An 18,991-nucleotide genomic window follows, 5' to 3' on the forward strand; every position below is an offset into this window, starting at 1 on the left:
CCTTGCCGAGGTGGTCGCCCAGCCGGCAGGCCAATGCCAATTCCGTGCCGAGACCTAGCTTGCTTAAGCCGTGTAAGCGGGCCCGGCTGCGCCCAAACAGCGTTAGGATTTCTCAATGAGCGGGACCGCTCAGGCCGCTTCGGAAATGTCCCTGTCCAGGATGGCCAGATTGCGGCCGCGATGCTTGGCCTGGTAAAGGCGGTGGTCGGCGGCACGCATCAGATCCGATACGCCGGCATCCTCGCCGCAGGTGACACCGCCGATGCTGACGGTGAGGGGTATGACCCGCTCATCGACGGGACGGAAGCGGATCAGCTCGACTTCACGGCGAATGCGTTCGGCGACGCGTTTGGCTTCCTGTTCGGTGGCGCCGACCAGAAACGCACCGAATTCCTCGCCGCCGATGCGGCCGATCACGTCGCCGCTGCGCACGCCGCGCTCGATCGCGCTTGCAATGAGGAGCAACGCCTCGTCGCCGGTCAGATGGCCGTAGCTGTCGTTGATGATCTTGAAGTGGTCGGCATCGATGATCAGCAACGCTCCGCGATCGGATTTACGCCGGGAGGCCTCGAGCGCCGCAAAGAAGCTCTCGCGGTTGAGCATGCCGGTCATGTCGTCGCGGCTCGCCTTTTCCGACAGGCGCCGATGCGCTGCGGCGAGCTGTGCATGAGCGCGGGCGAGGTCGCGATGGGCGCTTTTCAACCTCTCACCCTGCCAGAAGGTGTAGGCGCTAGCGGTCCAGGCAAGCGCGAGCGGGCAGACCGTGGATGTCAGCCAGATCGTGCGGTTGAACGGGAAGCCGATTGCCGGGACGATGATCAGCGTCAACAAAAGCGAGACCGCGACGGAGGCGAAAGCGACGGCGGCAGACTTCAGAAATATGCGGCTCATCGCTGGTTCCCCCTGAACCGTCTCTGTGCCAGCAAGCCCTGAATGCCACGTTTCGGCGATGCTTAAAATTTGAATCATGGCGCCATTTTCGCCATTCGCAACGCGCATAAGTTGTGGATAAAGCCTCTGCCAAAAGCATTGTTTCGTGCCATAAGGATTGCATGACCACGCTCCCGGATCCCGCCCGCTTTGCCCATGTCACCGACTGGGTGTTCGACCTCGACAACACGCTCTATCCGCATCATTCGAACCTGTTCTCGCAGATCGACGTGAAGATGACCGCCTATGTCGGAGAACTGCTGACGCTGCCACGCGACGATGCACGCAAGCTGCAGAAGGAACTCTACCGGGAATACGGCACGACGCTGAACGGTCTGATGGCGCGCCACGGCATCGATCCCGACGATTTTCTCGAGAAGGTCCATGATATCGACTATTCCTGGCTGGTTCCCGATCCCGTTCTCGGCACCGCCATCCGCCAGCTTCCCGGCCGCAAGTTCATCTTCACCAATGGCGACCGCAGGCATGCCGAACGCACCGCGCGCCAGCTCGGCATCCTTGACCATTTCGACGACATCTTCGATATCGTCGCTGCCGGGCTGAACCCCAAGCCGGCGCGCCGAACCTACGAGAAGTTTGCGGAACTCCACGCCGTCACCGGCCACAATGCGGTGATGTTCGAGGATCTGGCCCGCAACCTGTCCGTGCCGAAATCGCTGGGCATGACCACGGTGCTGGTCGTGCCGCGCAACTTCGAGCCTACCTTCTCGGAGATCTGGGAACGTGACCCGGCCAACGAGGACGATGTTGATTTCGTCACCGACGACCTTGCCGAATTCCTCACCGCGATCGTCGACGTCATCGCTTGAGGCAGTTGCTTCGTGCAGCCGGATCGATACAGCCCGCCGCCTAAAGCTTGTAGAAGCGGCTGATGATCCCCCAGGCCTCGTCGGCGGTGTCGACGAAATCGATGATGTCCTGGTCGCCGGGGGTGATCGTGCCTTGCTCGGCGAGGAAATCGAGGTCGATCGCCCTTTTCCAGAACGCCTTGCCGAACAGGATCACCGGCACGCGCTCCATGCGGCCGGTCTGGATCAGGGTCAGCGTCTCGAAGAATTCGTCCATCGTGCCGAAGCCGCCCGGAAACACCGCGACAGCCTTGGCGCGCATGACAAAGTGCATCTTGCGGACAGCGAAATAGTGGAAGTTGAAACAGAGCTCCGGCGTCACATAGGCATTCGGCGCCTGCTCGTGCGGCAACACGATGTTGAGGCCGATCGACGGTGCGCCGACATCGTCGGCACCGCGATTGCCGGCTTCCATGACACCGGGTCCGCCGCCTGTCACCACGACGAATTCGCGATAATAGGAGGTGGCCGACTGCTGCGAGCAGAGGCGGGCGAATTTTCGCGCTTCCTCGTAATATTTACTGTTTTTCTCGAGGTTCTTCTTCTGCGTCTCGTTTTTGGCTGCCCAGGCTTCACCGTCCGGCTCGGGGATGCGCGCGCCGCCGAACAGGATGACGGTCGAGCGGATGCCGCGCTCGGCCAGGATCATCTCCGGCTTCAACAGTTCGAGCTGCAGCCTGACCGCGCGCAATTCGCGCCGCGTCATGAAGTCGGGATCGTTCCAGGCCAACCGGTAGGTCTCGGCACGCGTCTGCGGCGTGTCCGGCACGCTTTTCGACCGCTCCAGATCCTCGTCCGAATGCGGCAGCGGCGTCCACCCCGCCTTTTCCATAGGAGTCATATTACCTACCCGTCCAATTATTCACTTGCGCCGTCCCGTGACGCAGCCGCGATTGACCCTCACCAAGCCTTCACATAGGGTCCGGCGACTTTCAAAACAGGTTAAGGTGCGGCCCCTTAACAGCTTGGTAATGGAGCGAATTCATGTCGAAGCCCGATCTGGCGAGCCTCGAAAACACCATCGAAACCGCCTTCGAGGAACGCGAGACGATTTCAACGGCAACCCGCGGCGCGGCGCGCGACGCCATCCAGTCGGCGCTCGACCTGCTCGATCGGGGTATCGCCCGCGTTGCCGAGCGGCAGGCCGACGGCAAATGGCATGTCAACCAGTGGCTGAAGAAAGCGGTGCTGCTGTCGTTCCGGCTCAACCCGATGGAGATCATCAAGGGTGGTCCCGGCCACGCCGTGTGGTGGGACAAGGTGCCGTCGAAATTCGACGGCTGGAGCGCAATTGATTTCGAGAAGGCAGGTTTCCGCGCCGTGCCGTCGTCAATCGTGCGGCGCTCCGCCTATGTCGCGCCAGGTGCCGTGCTGATGCCGTCCTTCGTCAATGTCGGCGCCTATGTCGACAGCGGTACCATGGTCGACACATGGGCCTCGGTCGGGTCCTGTGCCCAGATCGGCAAGAATGTGCATCTGTCGGGCGGCGTCGGCATCGGCGGCGTGCTGGAGCCGATGCAGGCCGGCCCCACCATCATCGAGGACAATTGCTTCATCGGCGCACGCTCCGAAGTGGTTGAAGGTTGCATCGTACGCGAGGGCTCGGTGCTTGGCATGGGCGTCTTCATCGGCCAGTCGACCAAGATCGTCGACCGCGCCACCGGTGAGGTTTTCTACGGCGAAGTGCCGGCCAATTCCGTCGTTGTCGCCGGCTCGATGCCCGGCAAGCCGTTGCCCAATGGCGAGCCCGGTCCGAGCCTCTACTGCGCCGTCATCGTCAAGCGCGTCGATGCCAGGACCCGCTCCAAAACCTCGATCAACGAACTGCTTCGCGATTGATCCTTCGCAAAAAACGGACGCACCCGCTTGCTCGACAGACCTCGATTTCTATGGCTTTTCTTCAGCCTTTCCGGGCGAGTGAACCCCAGTGCCTACGTTTTGGCCGGTCTTTTGCCGCTCCTGGTTCAGCTTTTTCTACTCTACCAGTTCTCGCGAACGCCGCTAGGCACTGCCGCAAGTCAGTACTGGGCGCTCGCCTGGTGGATCGCTGTGGTTGTCTCGACATGGTCGACCTTTGCGCTAACGGCGAAGCGGTTCCATGATTTCGGCAAGCCTACCTACTACGCATTGATCTCTCTCATCGTCGGCGCCATTCTCCTAATTATTTTGGCCTTCTTCAAAAGCGATCCCGGACCCAATCGCTACGGCAAACGCACCAATGCGCCGGCCGAATCCTGAGCGCCGGTCGGTTATCTAGCCATGCGCTACCGCACGCTTGATTCGAAACTGATCATCGAAACTGCCGAGCGACTGGAAAAACGCGTCTCCGAGCGTTTTCCCGATGCAGGCTTGCGCGGCGTCGCCATCGAACTCGTGTCGCTGTCGCGTGATCTGGCCAAGGCGGCGAAGGCGCTGGAAGCGCCGATCTGGTGGCTGCGCGGCGTCGTCGTCACCGCCATTGCCGCCGGCGCGCTGACCTTCCTGTTCGTCGGCACCATCCTGCCGCTCGGCCGTATCTCGGGCACCCACGATGCCATCCAGTCGGTGCAAGGCATCGAATCCTTGATCAACATGATCATCCTCGCGATGCTCGGCTTCCTGGCCCTGATCCGAACTGAGGAGCGCATCAAGCGCAAGCAGGTGTTTCGCAAGCTTCACGGCTTGCGATCGCTGATCCATGTCATCGACATGCATCAGCTGACCAAAGATCCGGCAGCGCTTTCAACCGATTTCAAGCCGACATCGCATTCACCGGCACGCATAACCGACCGCGCCGATCTCGCCCGCTACCTCGACTATTGCTCCGAAATGCTGTCGATCACCGGCAAGATCGCCGCGCTGTTCGCCCAGTCGGTCAACGACAATGTGGTCGTCGATGGTGTCAACGACATCGAAACCCTGAGCTCCAACCTGTCGCGGAAGATCTGGCAAAAGATCACCCTGATCGACGGTTCGTTGCGGTCGGCTCGTCCAGGTACCTAAGCTAATCTTAATCACCTTGGTCCAGCATGCCCGTGGAGACTGTGTCGCCCGGCACGGAGCGCTCGACTGGCACACGACGAACCCTTGGCCAACCCGAAAACGCGCGGAAGGCGAAGTGCCGGCGCGCGGCTGTTCGCCTGGTTTTCTTCGCCGATGAGAGCGGAACCGGAAGCTGTCCGTGCGCGGCTTCTCGATACCACCTTCGACCGCAAATTCGCTGTCCTGTTCGGCACCATCAGCGTCCTAGTGCTGGCAGTCAGCGCCGCGGTCGTCACCGGCGACCGGTGGCCTTACGCCTGGATCGCGGCCGACCTCATCCTGTTTGCCGTCCGCTTCCTGCTGATGCGGGAATGTGAGCGGGCCCGCAAGCGTGGGGGAACGGGGCCGCTGGCAGGCCTCATGGCCGCCGGGGGCCCGTGGTCGGTGATTTTTGGCCTCGGCTGCTGTGGCTGCGTCGTCAGCGGGCATATGGCGCTCGCCGTGCTGGCTGCCCTGAATGTCGCAGGGCTCGTCGGCGTGGTGTCGTCGCGCAACGCAGCGACTCCGCGCTACGCCATATTCGTCATGCTCGCCGTAAGCCTGCCTTTCCTGGTTGGCGCGCTGTTTTCTCCGGCGCCCGGAATGTCTATCGTCGGATTTCAAGTGCCGTTCTATGTGGCCGGCGTCATCATCGTGTTGCTTCAAAATCATGCGATCAACGCCCGCATGATCCGCGCCGAACTGGACAATCGCGATCTGGCGATCAAGGACGCCCTGACCGGCCTGCCGAACCGCATCTTCCTTCAGGAGAAACTGCGCGGCATGTGCAGCGAGCTTGCGGCGCAGGCCGCAAATGGCGGCAGGCCGTTTGCCGTGCTCAGCATGGATCTCGACGGCTTCAAACATGTCAATGACCGCTTCGGCCACGCGGTCGGCGACATGCTGCTGCGCAAGGTGGCCGAACGATTGAAACGCGCTTTCCGAGCGGGGGATGTGGTCTTTCGCATCGGCGGTGACGAATTCGTCATCCTGCTGCCCGACACATCCGAGATTGAAGCCACCTACCTGGCAAAGCGGGCCATAGAGAAGATTTCGGTGCCTTTCGACCTTGGCATGGGCACCGCCATACCCATCGGGTTGAGCATTGGAAGCGCCTTTGCGCCTGCCGACGGCGGCGAGCCGGAAATCCTCCTCACCTGTTCCGATCACGCGCTCTACGAAGCCAAGCGCACCGGCAAGGGCCGTTACTGGGCGCATGTGCGGGCCGCGAACTGACGATCCCAGCGATCATTGGGCCTTTTGTCGCCTCCGTCCATCCAAATATCCAGCCTGAAAGCGCGTTGCGTCTGAAGTGATCCTAAGCGATTCGTGCGACACGCTTTAAGTCTTTGTTCTTATGCATGTTGTTGTCCCACAACCGCTGCGCATCCACGGATCAAGCCCGAGCGCATGCTTTTGGGCGACATGCGTTAGGCCTTCGACTATACGCCATGAAAACCATAATGTCGGCGGGATGGCTGGCCCTTATGTCTGGCCGTGACAGGCCTTGCGCTTTCGACTATCGCTTTTGCCCATGACGTTGCCGACCGATCCTGCTGGAAATCTCGCCGCCCTCATCCGCTGCCCCTCGGTGACGCCCATTGAGGGCGGGGCACTGAGCACACTGGAAAAAATGCTGAAGCCACTCGGCTTTTCCGTCGAGCGGCCGGTATTTTCCGAGGACGGCACACCCGATATCGAAAATCTCTATGCGCGGCGCTCCGGCAACGGTCCGCACCTGATGTTCGCCGGGCATACCGACGTGGTGCCGGTCGGCGACGAGGCCTCATGGACGCATCCGCCTTTCGCCGCCGAGATCGCCAAAGGCGAGATGTTCGGCCGCGGTGCCGTCGACATGAAGGGCGGCATCGCCTGCTTTATCGCCGCGGTGGCGCGCCATCTCGGTTCGAAAGGCGGCCTGAAAGGTTCGGTCTCGCTGCTGATCACCGGCGACGAAGAAGGGCCGGCCATCAACGGCACGACAAAGCTGCTCGAATGGGCGGCCGCCAAGGGCGAGAAATGGGATGCGTCGATCGTCGGCGAGCCGACCAATCCCGACGCGCTGGGCGACATGATCAAGATCGGCCGGCGCGGCTCTTTGTCCGGCAGCATCATCGTCAGCGGCCGCCAGGGCCACGCGGCCTATCCGCAGCTTGCCGACAACCCGGTGCGCGGGCTGATGACGCTGGTCGACGCCTTGCTGCATCCGGTCTTCGACAAAGGCACCAAGGACTTCCAGCCGACCAATCTGGAGGTGACCTCGATCGATGTCGGCAATCCAGCCACCAATGTCATTCCGGCAAAGGCGACCGCCACCTTCAACATCCGCTTCAATGACACATGGACCGCCGAGACCATCCAGGCGGAAATCCACAACCGTCTCGACATGGCGGCGAAGCGCAAGAAATACCGGGCCGGCAAGACGACGCCGGTCGACTACGAGCTCGTCTGGCGCGACCGGCCGAGCCACGTCTTCCTCACCCGAGACGACCGGCTGATCGAAGCGCTCAGCCGTTCGGTCAAGGCGGTGATCGGCAGGAAGCCGGCGCTTTCCACCTCCGGCGGCACCTCCGACGCGCGCTTCATTAAGGACTATTGCCCGGTGGTCGAGTTCGGGCTGGTCGGCAAGACCATGCACATGGTCGATGAACGCGTCGCGCTTGCCGACCTCGAGACGCTGACGCAGATCTATCAGCGCTTCATCGAAGACTGGTTCAAGCGAGACGTATCGTAATCATGCTTTCGTCGGATGAAACCTATGCTTCACTGAACGGCGCCTGGCGACTGATGCTCGGCAAGGCCGACGGGCTGCGCCAGCTCGACCTTTCGGCTGACGGTTTCTGGAATTCCTTCTTCGCCATCGTCGTCGCGGCGCCGGCGCTGATCGTCGGTTGGGTCGGCCTTGCCAACGAGATCGGCGATCCGAATGCATTCGCGGGGCGCTTCAGCATGCTGATCCGTCTGGCGACGGTCGACATCGGCGCCTGGGTGCTGCCGCTGGTCGGCCTTGCCCTGGTCGCGCCGCGCGCCGGCATTGGCGGGCGTTTCGTCCACTATGTCGTCGCCACCAACTGGGCGTCGGCGATCATCGCCTGGATGATGCTGCCAGCGGCGTTGATCAGGCTTTTCCTGCCGTCCACCAACGAGTTCGCCGTACTGGCGTCGCTGCTTTTGTTCGCGCTGTCGATGATCCTGACCTGGCGGATGACAAACGTCGCCATCGGCAGGGGCGCGGCTGTCGGCACCGCCGTCTTCGCCGGCATGTTCGTGGCGTCGCTCGTCGTTCTGTTCGGCCTGCAGGCGCTGCTCGGCATCGGTGCGCCGGCTTAGTCGACCTTCGGATAATCTACCCCCACGAGAAAAAGTCCGTCGGGCGGCGCCACCTGGCCACAGGCTGCACGGTCGCGCGCAGCGAGCGCCGCCTTCAGGTCGGCAATTGTCCAGCCGCGTTCGCCGACGCGCTTCAGCGAACCGACCATCGAGCGCACCTGATTGTGCAAGAAGGAGCGCGCCGAGGCTCGCACTTCGATCACGTCACCCAGCCGACTGACGTCCAGCCGATCGAGCGTTCGGACCGGGCTGTCGGCCTGGCACTGGGTCGAGCGGAACGTAGTGAAATCATGCCGCCCCAGCAGCACCTTTGCCGCCTCGTGCATGGCCTCGGCGTCGAGCCGCTTCGGCACCCACCAGATCTTGCCCTTGTCGAGTGCCGCCGGCGCGCGCCGGTTGACGATGCGGTAGAGATAGTGGCGGCCGATCGCCGAGAAACGCGCATCGAAGCTATCAGGCACGACGGCGGCCTTGAGGATGGCGATGCGCGCCTTGGCCGTTTGCAGGTGGGCATTGACGGCATCGCGCACCTTGTCATCAGGCCATGCCTTGACGAGATCGACATGCGCCACCTGACCGGTCGCATGGACGCCGGCATCGGTGCGGCCGGCGCCGCGCAGCGAGACCCGTTCGCCGCAGAATTTCTCGATCGCCTGTTCGATCGCCTGCTGCACCGAAGGCTGGTCTGCCTGGCGCTGCCAGCCGGCATAGAGGCTGCCGTCATATTCGATGTCGAGGCGAAAACGCGGCATTCCTAAGCAGGATGAGGTTAGGCGGCGAGCGCGGAGCTAAAAGCCGAAGCATAGACCAGCTTGCCGGTCTCAGGCGCCTCGCCCCAGGCCAGCGCCTGCAGGGCTTCGCCCTGGTACTCGCTTTCGAACCTTTCGGCGCGCGCATGACTGTAGCCGAAGCGGCCATAATAAGCGGGATCGCCAAGCACAACCGCCAGCACCTCGCCGGCGTCCTTCAGGCGGATATGCGCCTCGCGGACCAGCGCACCGCCGATGCCGGTGCCATGGAATGACGGCTCGACCGCCAGAGGCGCCAGCGCCACCGCCGGAAAGCTCCTGCCGCCGCTCTGCACGAAAAGCCGCGAAAACAGGATATGGCCGACCACCTGTCCATCTTCTTCCGCCACCAGTTCGACGACGGCATCGCCGCCGCTGACCAGCGCGTCGACCAGTCCGGCCTCCGCCTGCTGGCCGAATGCGTGTTCCTCGACGAGGCGGATCGCCTCGCGGTCCCGCGGCGTTGCCGCGCGTATCGACATCATGCTCATGAGAATTTCATTCCTTCTTCGAGCTTGGCCCCGCGCAGAAATTCCTGCGCGGCAATGGGCCTTCCGCCCGCACGTTGAACTTCGACCAGCCTGATCGCGCCTGACCCGCAGGCGACCGTCAGCCGGTCGTCGAGAATTCCTCCCGGCTCGCCGGCGCCTTGCGAAAGCGTCGAGCGAAGCAGTTTCAGCCGCTCCAAGCGGCCGCCAATTTCGGTCTCGCACCATGCGCCGGGAAAGGGCGACAGGCCGCGAATATGATCGTGGACTTCGCCAGCAGGCCGCGTCCAGTCCACGCGCGTCTCCGCTTTATCGATCTTTTTGGCGTAGGTCACCCCCTCCGTCGCCTGTGCGGTAAATGTCAGGGCATCCCTTTCCATTCGTGCCAGCGCTTCCGCCATCAGCGCGGCACTAATGTGCATCAACCGATCGTGCAGTTCGCCGGCCGTCATATCGGGGCCGATGGCGCATTTTTCGACCATCGCCACCGGGCCGGTGTCCAAGCCCTCTTCCATCCGCATCACCATCATACCTGTGTCGGTATCGCCGGCCATGATGGCGCGCTGGATAGGGGCGGCGCCGCGCCAGCGTGGCAAGAGCGACGCGTGACCATTGAGGCAGCCGAGCCGCGGCGCCTCGAGAATTGGTTTAGGCAACAGCAATCCATAGGCGATGACCACGGCGACGTCGGCCCGCAAGGCGCGGAACGCCTGCTGCTCAGCTTCGCTTTTCAGCGACACCGGCGTCCGCACCTCGATGCCCAGCCGCTCCGCCTCGCGCTCCACCGGCGACCGCGTCAGTTCCAGCCCGCGGCGACCGGCGGCGCGCGGCGGCTGGGTGTAGACGGCTTCTATCTCATGCCCGGCATCTGCGATCGCCCGCAGCGTCGGCACCGAGAATTCGGGCGTACCCATGAAGATGACGCGCAGGGGCATTTTTGTTCCGGGTCCGGTCTAGGTATGGCCGCTAAGTCGGCTCAGTCGAAGTCGCGAACTTTGCGGGTCGGCGACCGAAGTCGCGTTTCCCTTCTCCTTCGATTTCGTTCATGACCTTGGCGAATTCATCGCCAATTGCGTTTTCAGCAGCGAAAGTCGCGCGAATAGCGTCCCATGCCGAAAGACCCGGCTCCAGCCTGGCTTGCCTTTCGGCGACCATGCCTTCGCGCAGAAGAGCGATCGCCTTGCCCGACAGGCTCTGGCCGCTCTTACGCGCCGCCTGCTCGATTTCCCGCTTCAAGGGTTCGGGAATATTTCTGATCAGCATGTCGCTCATCGGCGTCTCCATTTCCTGATCTGGAACAGGGCAGAGGGGCGCTGTCCCGCCAACATCTTCGAAAGGTTCAGCATCAAACTGCGCGAGTATCGCCCTATCCCACCAACTTGCCCGGCGCCTTGCTGCCTGATGGTTTGTCCCTGGCGAGCTTCTTGAACTTCTTCACCACCATGTCGCGCTTCAGCTTCGAGATGTGGTCGATAAACAGAACGCCGTTGAGATGGTCGATCTCGTGCTGCAGGCAGGTCGCCATCAGCCCTTCGGCCTCAATCTCCTGCAGCTTGCCGTCGCGATCGAGATATTTCACCCGCACGGCGGCGGGACGCTCGACCTCAGCATAGTAATCCGGAATCGACAGGCAGCCCTCCTCGTAGACCGAGCGCTGATCGGCGCTCTCGAGGATCTCGGGATTGATGAAGACATGCGGCGCCGGCGGCTCGTCTTCCTTGGCGAGATCGATCACCAGCATGCGCAGCGGCTCGCCGACCTGGATCGCCGCCAGACCGATGCCCGGCGCATCATACATCGTGTCCAGCATGTCGTCGGCCAGTTTGCGCAAGGCGCCATCTACGCGCTCGACCGGTTTCGAAACCTGGCGCAGGACGGGATCGGGAAGGATGATGAGCGGCTTGATCGACATGGCGTCTCACCTAAGACCTCGCACGAAAAGCGTCAACCGGGGCATTTACAGCGGCGTTCACGTTTTGATCTATGCCGTCAGGCCGAATCATCTATGCTGCCCAGTATGAATGACCTGACCACCATCCTGTCCGAACCAATCGCCCGGCTCGGCGCCACCACGATCACGCTCGCCCACGCACTGGCATTCGGCGCGATCGTTTTTCTGGGCCTGTTCGTGGCGCTCGTCGTCGCGCTGTGGCGCTCGGCCAAGGCGCGTGCGATGGCTGCCGCGGAAGCCGCCGACCACGCCCGCGACGCCGAGGCGCGGATGGCCGGCATCTTGCAAAGCCAGGCCGAGATGCAGGGCCGCATGGGCGCCATAGCCGAAGTGTTCGGCGCGCGGCAGGCCGAACTCACACAGTCGATCGGCCAACGTCTCGACGCGATGACCGGCCGTCTCGGCCAGACCATGACCGAGCAGACGAAATCAACGCATGAAAGCCTCGCCAAACTGCAGGAACGGCTGGCGGTCATCGATACGGCGCAGGGCAACATCCAGTCGCTCGCCGGCCAGGTCGTTCAGCTTCAGGCGATCCTCTCCAACAAGCAGACGCGCGGCGCCTTCGGCCAGTCGCGCATGGAAGCGATCGTCGCCGACGGCCTGCCGCACGGTGCCTACGAATTCCAGGCGACCTTATCGAACGGTAGCCGGCCCGACTGCCTGGTGAAGATGCCGAACGGCGCGCCCGCACTTGCCATCGACGCCAAGTTTCCGCTGGAAGCCTGGAACGCCATCCGTGCCGCCGAAGGCGCCGATTTGCAGAAGGTGGCAGCACAAGCGTTCCGGCGCGACATCGAGGTGCATGTCCGCGATATCGCCGAAAAATACCTGATCCAGGGCGAGACGCAGGACACCGCCTTCATGTTCGTGCCGTCGGAATCGGTGTTCGCCGAGATCCACGAGAATTTCGAGGGGATTGTCCACAGGGCGCACCGCGCCCGCATCGTCATCGTCTCGCCGTCGCTGCTGATGCTGTCGATCCAGGTCATCCAGGCGATCCTCAAAGACGCCCGCATGCGCGAGCAGGCGCATCTGATCCAGGGTGAAGTCATCCGGCTGATGGAGGATGTCTCGCGCCTCGACGAGCGGGTGCGCAAGCTGCAGAGCCATTTCGGCCAGTCGGCCAAGGATATCGACGATATCCTCGTCTCGACGTCGAAGGTGACCAAGCGCGGCCAGAGGATCGAGGCGCTGGAGTTCGGCGCGCAGCCGACAGAGGGCGACGCCGGATCGGCCGAAACGGCACATGCGGCCAGCGCGAAAGCCGAAGCGGGTGCGCGCGTCGCCGACTCCAAGACCGGTCAGCTGAGACTAAGGGTCGTCGAAGGCGACGAGTGAGAGGCTATTGCTCCTCGACGGTCGTCATGCCTTCGAACTCCGGCAGCCAGTGCAGCGCCGAGCGGTGCCATATCTGTTTTCTCGGGATCAGTTGTTCGCGCTGCCGCGCCGTGCCGACCCTGATGCCGTAGACTTTCGGCCCGTCGCCGACCGACGTGGCATAGAGATGCGAACCGCACTCGCCGCAAAAAGCCTGGGCGCGCCTGGCGCCGCTCGCGGCGGTCTTGATGTAGATCTTCGGCGTGCCCTTGGTGATCCGGTAGTGATCCTCCGGCGCCGGCACGGTCACCCGAAACGCCGTTCCGGTCAGCTGCTGACAATCGATGCAGTGACAAATACTGGTCTTTTCCGGATCGACTTCCGCTTCGTAGGTGATAGCGCCGCAATGGCACCTGCCGTCGATTTTCATCTTCGCTCCTCCCTTCGGCTGCGCCTCGACACGTTCGAGCATAACGGCGCAGCCGCCGCAGTTCCACAGGCATTCACAACGCGCGAAGCATCCGGCAGTTCAAGACTGCTGCGCCTACGCCTCTTCGATGACCTCTTCCGTCCAGACCTTAAAGCCGGCCAGCGTGCCCGGTCCGAAAATATGGGTCAGCGGCACATCGGCTGCGTCGCGGCCGGAGGCGATCAGGATGCGGCCGATGCGCGGCGCATTGTTGCGCGGATCGAAGGCATGCCAGCGGCCGCCGAGATAGACCTCCATCCAGGCGGCGAAATCCATGTCCGACCACGGTTTCGGCAGGCCGATGTCGCTGATGTAGCCGGTGCAGTAGCGCGTCGGGATGTTCAAGGCGCGACAGAAGGCGACGGCGAGATGGGCGAAGTCGCGACAGACGCCGCTTTGCTCACGATAGGCCTCGGCCGCGGTGCGCGTCGGCCGCGCATTGCCGTAATTGAAGATAATGTGGTTGTGGACGAAATCGCAGACCGCCTGCACGCGTGGAATGCCGAGCGGTGTGTGGCCGAACAGCCGCCACGCCTCGCTCGCCAGCACGTCGCTCTCGCAATAGCGGCTGGGCAGCAGGAACAGCAATGTCTCCGACGGCAGGTCGCGCACCTCGTGCTGCCACGCCACCAGATCGCCGATCTCGAAGGTTCCGGGATCGCGGATCACCGCGTCCGTGCCGAAGGTAAAGCGCCCGGGCGGGGCAACAAGACGGTTGCACCAATTGCCGAAACTGTCGCGGTAGCTCTCGATCGGTACCGGCGGGTTCGAGGTCAGGAAATCCGGCCGATCGAGATCGGACGCGCGGGAATAGTGGACGTTGAGCATCGCGATCAACGGCGTTTCCTGCGGAAAATCGAAGCTCATCTCGCAGCCGATATGGATTCGCATTGTCGTCCTGACCGGACTGCCGGATCATCACCCGGCGAAGGCACGGGCTGTGCTGCAGTGCAAAAAAGATCATCGCACGGACCAGCGCGGTTTACGAGCGAATTAGAAACGGTTGACGGCCGCCGGCTGACGCAGGCGCGCCAGATTATGCCTCTTGCGGTCGGACGTTTCTCTTGGTTCATTTCGCTTGCCACAATCGGAGGAAACGAATCATGGCTAAAGGTGCGATGAAGGCGGGCAAAGAAGCCCGCAAGCCGAAGAAGGACGCAAAGAAACCCGCCGCTGCCCCGACCCTGAAAGCGCCGCCCGTCAAGGCGACCAAACTCAAGGACAAGTAAGCCTCGGCGTTTCGGCGCAAGGTCATGACCGACGGCATTTCAGGACCAATCGACATCCAGCGATTGGTCCTGAAATGCCGTCGGCGCTGCTGTTGATTGGGCACCCGAAATTTCCATATCAATGCAGCGAAGGCGACTTCGCGATCAATGCAGCGAAGACGACTTCGCGCTTTCGAAAAGACCGGGACGACCCGCAATCCAATGGAGCGTTCCGATGTCGTGGATTCTTCTCTTCTTCGCTGGCCTGTTCGAGATCGGCTGGGCGATCGGCCTCAAATACACTGATGGCTTTTCGAAGCCGCTGCCGACTGTCCTGACGGTTGTCTCGATGGTCGTCAGTCTTGCCTTGCTCGGACTGGCACTGAAGATGCTGCCGGTCGGCGCGGCCTATGCTGTGTGGACCGGCATCGGCACCGTCGGCACGGCGCTGCTTGGCATCTGGCTGCTCGGCGAGCCTGCGACCGCGATCAGGCTGGCCTGCATCGCACTCATCGTCTGCGGCATCATGGGATTGAAACTCGCGGCCTAGTTTTGCAGCAAGGCCGCAGCACAAACGCCTTCAGGGCCGCTGCAAGGCGGCCCTGAAGGCGTTTGTGAAATCGCGCTGTAGGAGAGCTAGCGAGCTGAAAAGCCCGGAGGCGTCCTGCCGGTGCGCTGCTTGCGCGCCGCATAGCGCGCGTCGCGCTTGGCCTTGCGCTCGGCCTCGTCGGCAAGCAAACGAGCGATGCGCTCGTTCTCTTCGGCTTCCCGGATCTTCGCTTCCGCCTGCGCCGCTTCTTCCGCAGCAATACGCGCTGCTTCGGCAGCAGCTTCGCGCTCGGCCTTTTCGGCAGCTTCGCGCGCCAGCTTTTCCTGCTTCAGCCTAGCCTTTTCGGCCTCGCGTATCGCACGGGCTTCGAGGATTGCCTTGCGTTCGGCCTGTCGTGCCAGCACCGCTGGATCGTCTGCTGCCGGCTTTGCCTTGAAGCGCTCGAGAAGCGCCTTCTTTGCCTCGTTCGCGGCATTGCGCCGCTCGAAAACGTCTTTTTCCCTATAGATAGCCAAGTCCACTTCCCTGGAGTCAATTTGCGAGGCTTACATACGCGTGAAAACCCAGAGTTCAAGCGCCAAAACGGTATGCCAGCCATGAAATTCTGAGCTGTTGCAGCCGGGAGACGCCTTTTCGGCTGAATTCGGCTGAAACGGACATGCACTGTTCACCATCCGGCCCTCTGGCGGCGCGGCGGACTGGTCGCTACCTGTAGCGCGAAAAACAAAACGCCAGGATGACAGATGATGGAACTCGGTCTCTACACCTTCGCCGACGTCAGCCCGGAGCCGGGTCCCGGTGCCATCGGTGCGCATGAGCGGCTGCGCAACCTGATCGAGGAGATCGAGCTGGCCGACCAGGTCGGCCTCGACGTGTTTGGACTGGGCGAGCATCACCGTCCCGATTATGCGGCTTCAGCGCCGGTCGTGGCCTGGCCGCAGCGGCCGAACGCACCAGGCGTATAAAGCTGACCAGCGCGGTCACCGTGCTTTCCTCCGACGATCCGGTTCGTGTCTTCCAGCAGTTCGCGACGCTCGACCTTCTGTCAAGCGGCCGGGCCGAGATCATGGCCGGGCGCGGCTCGTTCATCGAATCCTTTCCGCTGTTCGGCTACAATCTCGAAGATTATGATGAGCTCTTTGCCGAAAAGCTCGACCTGCTGCTTGCGATACGCGACAGCGTCAAGGTGACCTGGTCGGGCAGGCTGCGCGCTCCGATCAACGATCGCGGCGTCTACCCCCGCCCGTTCCAGGACAGATTGCCGATCTGGATCGCGATTGGCGGCACCCCGCAATCCGCCGCGCGGGCCGGCGCGCTCGGCCTGCCGCTGGCGCTGGCCATCATCGGCGGCGAGCCGGCGCGGTTCGCGCCGCTGTTCGATATTTACAGGGAAGCGGCCAAACGGGCCGGCAACGATCCGGCTGATCTCGCCACCAGCCTCAACGTCCACGGCTTCATCGCCGAGACCACCGACCAGGCGGCTGACGATTTTTATGGGCCGCAGGCCGAGGTGATGAACCGCATCGGCCGCGAGCGCGGATGGGGTCCGACGTCGAGAGCACATTTCGACCAGTCGCGCGGCCCGAACGGTGCGCTGTTCGTCGGCAATCCAGAACAGGTGGCCGAAAAGATCGTTGCCCAGCACAGGGTATTCGGCAACGACCGCTTCCTGCTGCAAATGGCAATCGGCACCATGGCGCACGCCAAAATCATGAAGGCGATCGAACTCTACGGCACCAAGGTGGCGCCGATCGTGCGCAAGGAAACGGCGAAGGCCATCCCTGCCGTGGCCGCGCCGGTCGCCTGATTCGCCGGCAAGATCGTAGGGCTAAGGCCGTCGTCAACGCCGGCTAACGCATCGGCCCGGAAATCGGAATCGATTTTCGGAAAGCACGATGCGTAGGTGTTAGAGCGTACTCTGTGCGTCCAAGTGGACGCACGTCGCTCTAACGGAACTTTGAAGCCGCAAAGGCGTTTCCACCAACAGCGTACACCAATCGCAGTGTGCCGCCGAGGGCCAGAATGAAAGCCGAACCCGCCGCTTCGGGCGCCGCAGAGAGCCCGGATCCGCGCGTCGAGGCGCGTGCGGACATGCACCTGATGCGTTCGCTGCTCGTCGGCATCTTCATCCTTATGGCGATCTACGCGCTCTCCTTCGCCCGTGCCTTCTTCATGCCGGTCATCCTGGCCTTCCTGCTGGCGCTGACGCTGACGCCGATCGTCCGCTTCCTGCGCAAGCACGGCATGCCCGATGTGATATCGGCGACACTGCTGGTGGTGCTGTCGGTCAGCATCCTTGCCGTGGCCGGCTATCTGCTCAGCGGCCCGGTCATCGACCTCATCAATAACACCTCGGTAATTGGCCAGCAGCTGACCGAACGTCTCGCGCAACTGCGGCGTCCTTTCGAAAGGATCATGGAGATTTCGCGGCAGATAGAGGGACTGACGCAGACCTCCCAAGGGCCGGGCGTCCAGAGGGTAGCCATGGCGCAATCCGGCCTTCTCCCACAAGCCGCCAGCAATTTGCTGTCGGCGGGCACCAGCCTCATCATCGTCTTCGTCCTGTCGCTGTTCCTGCTCGCCTCCGGCACGATGTTCTATGAGAAGATCGTCGAATCCTTCCCCAGTCTCAGCGAAAAGAAGCGGGCACTGCGCGTCGTCTATGATGTCGAACGTGAAATCTCGCACTACCTGCTTACCGTCGCCGTCATCAATACATGCCTGGGCGTGGTCATCGGACTCAGCCTCTGGGCACTCGGCATGCCCAACCCGCAGGTCTGGGGCGCGGCAGCGGCTCTGCTCAATTTCCTGCCCTATATCGGGGCGCTGATTACAATCACGCTTGTCACGATCATCGCGCTTATCAGCTTCGACAGCATCTCCTACGCGCTGCTGGCGCCGGCCTTCGTGCTGTTGTGCGATACCGTCGAAGGCCAATTCGTGACGCCGACGGTGGTTGGCCGGCGCCTAGAGATCAACGCCGTGGCGATCCTCATTGCCATTGCCTTCTGGTCCTGGCTGTGGGGTTTCGTCGGCGCGCTGATGGCGGTGCCGCTGCTGGTCGTCATCAAGGTGTTCTGCGATCATTTCGACGGCCTCAGCCATGTCGGCAATTTCCTGGCGGCGCAGCATACGGCGGTGGTTGAAGAAGAACTTATCGAGGAGATGGACAGCGCTGCAGCGCAAACCGGCGCGCGGCGTTTGCGGCGCCCGGATTGAATGCCTATATCGAGCCGGTCAAAGCCGGGCTCCCCTCCATGACCGATATCTCCTTCGACATCGACGCCTATTTCGCCCGCATCGGATACACCGGCTTGAGGGACACTTCGCTGGAAACGCTGAAGTCGCTCCATCTCTTACACCCGCAGGCAATCTCGTTCGAAAATCTCGATCCGTTTCTAGGCCATCCGGTTCGTCTCGATCTCGCCTCGCTGCAGGAAAAGATCGTCGCTCGGGGTCGCGGCGGCTATTGCTTCGAGCACAATCTCATTTTCATGCATGTGCTGAAGGCGCTTGGCTTCGTCGTCAGCGGCCTTGCCGCACGCGTTCTTTGGGGCCAGCCCGATGATGCCATAACCGCACGGAGCCATATGTTGCTGCGCGTCGAACTCGACGGCCGAACCTACATTGCCGATGTCGGCTTCGGCGGACTGACGCTGACAGCGCCGCTCCTGCTTCGACCGGGTCTCGAGCAAAAGACCCCACATGAGACATTCCGCATGGTTGCGACAGGCGATCATTTTCGGCTGCAGGCCAATGTCGGCGGCGATTGGCGGACAATTTACCGCTTCGACATGCAGCAGAACTATGAGGTCGACTATTCGGTCAGCAACCATTTCCTGTCGACCCACCCAACCTCGCACTTCCTTTCCTCCGTAATCGCGGCACGAGCCTTGCCGGGCCGCCGTTATGCGCTCCGCAACAACCGGCTATCGACGCATCATCTCGGCGGCCGTACCGAGCAGATCGAGATAGCGACAGCCGCCGAACTCGCCCACGTGCTGGAAGGCCCGCTCGAAATCGCCATTCCCGACCGTGCAGCCTTCGAGGCCATGGCGCGACAGAAGAAAATCCTGGAGGCCTAAGAC

The 18,991-nt window shown here is 62.4% G+C and carries 22 protein-coding genes and 1 pseudogene; 13 read left to right on the forward strand and 10 right to left on the reverse strand.

Going from position 1 to position 18,991, the window contains the following annotated elements:
* Positions 1 to 129: 129 nt before the first annotated feature.
* Positions 130 to 891, reverse strand: coding sequence for a GGDEF domain-containing protein (locus AC0L3N_RS13965; RefSeq protein WP_473548126.1), 762 nt, complete (start codon positions 889 to 891; stop codon positions 130 to 132).
* A 161-nt stretch (positions 892 to 1,052) separates the two neighbouring features.
* Between AC0L3N_RS13965 and AC0L3N_RS13970 the strand changes: the two genes are divergently transcribed.
* On the forward strand, positions 1,053 to 1,760 hold the full coding sequence (locus AC0L3N_RS13970; protein ID WP_473548127.1) for a pyrimidine 5'-nucleotidase: 708 nt from the start codon (positions 1,053 to 1,055) through the stop codon (positions 1,758 to 1,760).
* A 40-nt stretch (positions 1,761 to 1,800) separates the two neighbouring features.
* Here the strand turns inward: AC0L3N_RS13970 and AC0L3N_RS13975 are convergent, their stop codons facing one another.
* Positions 1,801 to 2,640 (reverse strand): LOG family protein, encoded by an 840-nt coding sequence (locus tag AC0L3N_RS13975; protein ID WP_082982714.1) that lies wholly within the window; start codon positions 2,638 to 2,640, stop codon positions 1,801 to 1,803.
* Between the two features lie 143 nt (positions 2,641 to 2,783).
* Here AC0L3N_RS13975 and dapD point away from each other — a divergent pair, with 143 nt between their 5' ends.
* The 6 genes from dapD (at position 2,784) to AC0L3N_RS14005 (ending at position 8,129) form a co-directional block, all read left to right on the forward strand.
* Positions 2,784 to 3,638 carry a 2,3,4,5-tetrahydropyridine-2,6-dicarboxylate N-succinyltransferase gene (gene dapD / locus AC0L3N_RS13980; RefSeq protein WP_473548128.1) on the forward strand — a complete coding sequence of 285 codons (855 nt, stop codon included), beginning with the start codon at positions 2,784 to 2,786 and terminating at the stop codon, positions 3,636 to 3,638.
* Between the two features lie 27 nt (positions 3,639 to 3,665).
* The gene (locus AC0L3N_RS13985; protein ID WP_029347278.1) at positions 3,666 to 4,037 is read left to right on the forward strand and encodes a DUF805 domain-containing protein; all 372 of its coding nucleotides are present in this window, start codon (positions 3,666 to 3,668) and stop codon (positions 4,035 to 4,037) included.
* A 21-nt stretch (positions 4,038 to 4,058) separates the two neighbouring features.
* The gene (locus AC0L3N_RS13990) at positions 4,059 to 4,781 is read left to right on the forward strand and encodes a hypothetical protein (RefSeq protein WP_258120974.1); all 723 of its coding nucleotides are present in this window, start codon (positions 4,059 to 4,061) and stop codon (positions 4,779 to 4,781) included.
* A gap of 84 nt (positions 4,782 to 4,865) precedes the next feature.
* Positions 4,866 to 6,035, forward strand: coding sequence for a GGDEF domain-containing protein (locus tag AC0L3N_RS13995; RefSeq protein ID WP_473548129.1), 1,170 nt, complete (start codon positions 4,866 to 4,868; stop codon positions 6,033 to 6,035).
* A gap of 298 nt (positions 6,036 to 6,333) precedes the next feature.
* On the forward strand, positions 6,334 to 7,533 hold the full coding sequence (gene dapE, locus AC0L3N_RS14000) for a succinyl-diaminopimelate desuccinylase (RefSeq protein WP_473548130.1): 1,200 nt from the start codon (positions 6,334 to 6,336) through the stop codon (positions 7,531 to 7,533).
* A gap of 2 nt (positions 7,534 to 7,535) precedes the next feature.
* Positions 7,536 to 8,129, forward strand: a complete 594-nt coding sequence (locus AC0L3N_RS14005) for a transporter (protein WP_473548131.1) — start codon at positions 7,536 to 7,538, stop codon at positions 8,127 to 8,129.
* On the opposite strand, the gene truA is transcribed toward AC0L3N_RS14005, so the two are convergent.
* The 5 genes from truA to def all read right to left on the reverse strand — a co-directional run bounded on the left by truA (position 8,126) and on the right by def (position 11,317).
* Positions 8,126 to 8,881, reverse strand: coding sequence for a tRNA pseudouridine(38-40) synthase TruA (truA, locus tag AC0L3N_RS14010; RefSeq protein ID WP_473548132.1), 756 nt, complete (start codon positions 8,879 to 8,881; stop codon positions 8,126 to 8,128). The genes AC0L3N_RS14005 and truA overlap by 4 nt on opposite strands.
* A 17-nt stretch (positions 8,882 to 8,898) precedes the next feature.
* Positions 8,899 to 9,408: a GNAT family N-acetyltransferase gene (locus AC0L3N_RS14015; RefSeq protein WP_095494115.1), complete on the reverse strand. Its 510-nt coding sequence runs from the start codon at positions 9,406 to 9,408 to the stop codon at positions 8,899 to 8,901.
* The gene (gene fmt, locus AC0L3N_RS14020) at positions 9,405 to 10,340 is read right to left on the reverse strand and encodes a methionyl-tRNA formyltransferase (protein WP_473548133.1); all 936 of its coding nucleotides are present in this window, start codon (positions 10,338 to 10,340) and stop codon (positions 9,405 to 9,407) included. The genes AC0L3N_RS14015 and fmt overlap by 4 nt, the downstream gene beginning before the upstream one ends.
* Positions 10,341 to 10,371: 31 nt before the next feature.
* The gene (locus AC0L3N_RS14025) at positions 10,372 to 10,677 is read right to left on the reverse strand and encodes a plasmid stabilization protein (RefSeq protein ID WP_473548134.1); all 306 of its coding nucleotides are present in this window, start codon (positions 10,675 to 10,677) and stop codon (positions 10,372 to 10,374) included.
* Positions 10,678 to 10,771: 94 nt separating this feature from the next.
* Entirely contained in the window at positions 10,772 to 11,317 is a 546-nt protein-coding gene (def, locus tag AC0L3N_RS14030; protein WP_128184966.1) for a peptide deformylase, read from the reverse strand.
* A 105-nt stretch (positions 11,318 to 11,422) separates the two neighbouring features.
* Between def and AC0L3N_RS14035 the strand changes: the two genes are divergently transcribed.
* Entirely contained in the window at positions 11,423 to 12,697 is a 1,275-nt protein-coding gene (locus AC0L3N_RS14035; RefSeq protein WP_473548135.1) for a DNA recombination protein RmuC, read from the forward strand.
* A 4-nt stretch (positions 12,698 to 12,701) separates the two neighbouring features.
* Here the strand turns inward: AC0L3N_RS14035 and AC0L3N_RS14040 are convergent, their stop codons facing one another.
* A complete protein-coding gene (locus AC0L3N_RS14040) occupies positions 12,702 to 13,106 on the reverse strand; it encodes a GFA family protein (protein WP_473548136.1) in 405 nt (134 codons plus the stop codon).
* Between the two features lie 114 nt (positions 13,107 to 13,220).
* A complete protein-coding gene (locus AC0L3N_RS14045; RefSeq protein WP_473548137.1) occupies positions 13,221 to 14,036 on the reverse strand; it encodes a transglutaminase-like domain-containing protein in 816 nt (271 codons plus the stop codon).
* Between the two features lie 212 nt (positions 14,037 to 14,248).
* On the opposite strand from AC0L3N_RS14045, the gene AC0L3N_RS14050 reads away from it, so the two are divergent.
* Both AC0L3N_RS14050 and sugE read left to right on the forward strand, forming a co-directional pair.
* Positions 14,249 to 14,374: a hypothetical protein gene (locus tag AC0L3N_RS14050; RefSeq protein WP_023801558.1), complete on the forward strand. Its 126-nt coding sequence runs from the start codon at positions 14,249 to 14,251 to the stop codon at positions 14,372 to 14,374.
* Between the two features lie 214 nt (positions 14,375 to 14,588).
* Complete coding sequence (gene sugE, locus AC0L3N_RS14055) at positions 14,589 to 14,903, forward strand: quaternary ammonium compound efflux SMR transporter SugE (protein ID WP_473548138.1); 315 nt, start codon at positions 14,589 to 14,591, stop codon at positions 14,901 to 14,903.
* Positions 14,904 to 14,989: 86 nt separating this feature from the next.
* On the opposite strand, the gene AC0L3N_RS14060 is transcribed toward sugE, so the two are convergent.
* On the reverse strand, positions 14,990 to 15,418 hold the full coding sequence (locus AC0L3N_RS14060) for a DUF6481 family protein (RefSeq protein WP_023801556.1): 429 nt from the start codon (positions 15,416 to 15,418) through the stop codon (positions 14,990 to 14,992).
* 231 nt (positions 15,419 to 15,649) lie between these two features.
* Here AC0L3N_RS14060 and AC0L3N_RS14065 point away from each other — a divergent pair.
* The 3 genes and pseudogenes from AC0L3N_RS14065 to AC0L3N_RS14075 all read left to right on the forward strand — a co-directional run bounded on the left by AC0L3N_RS14065 (position 15,650) and on the right by AC0L3N_RS14075 (position 18,988).
* Positions 15,650 to 16,710: pseudogene (locus AC0L3N_RS14065) on the forward strand (LLM class flavin-dependent oxidoreductase).
* A 215-nt stretch (positions 16,711 to 16,925) separates the two neighbouring features.
* Complete coding sequence (locus AC0L3N_RS14070; RefSeq protein ID WP_473548139.1) at positions 16,926 to 18,122, forward strand: AI-2E family transporter; 1,197 nt, start codon at positions 16,926 to 16,928, stop codon at positions 18,120 to 18,122.
* A 38-nt stretch (positions 18,123 to 18,160) separates the two neighbouring features.
* Positions 18,161 to 18,988 (forward strand): arylamine N-acetyltransferase family protein, encoded by an 828-nt coding sequence (locus AC0L3N_RS14075; protein WP_473548140.1) that lies wholly within the window; start codon positions 18,161 to 18,163, stop codon positions 18,986 to 18,988.
* Positions 18,989 to 18,991 lie beyond the last annotated feature (3 nt).

It is taken from the genome of Mesorhizobium sp. WSM4807, from assembly GCF_055811615.1.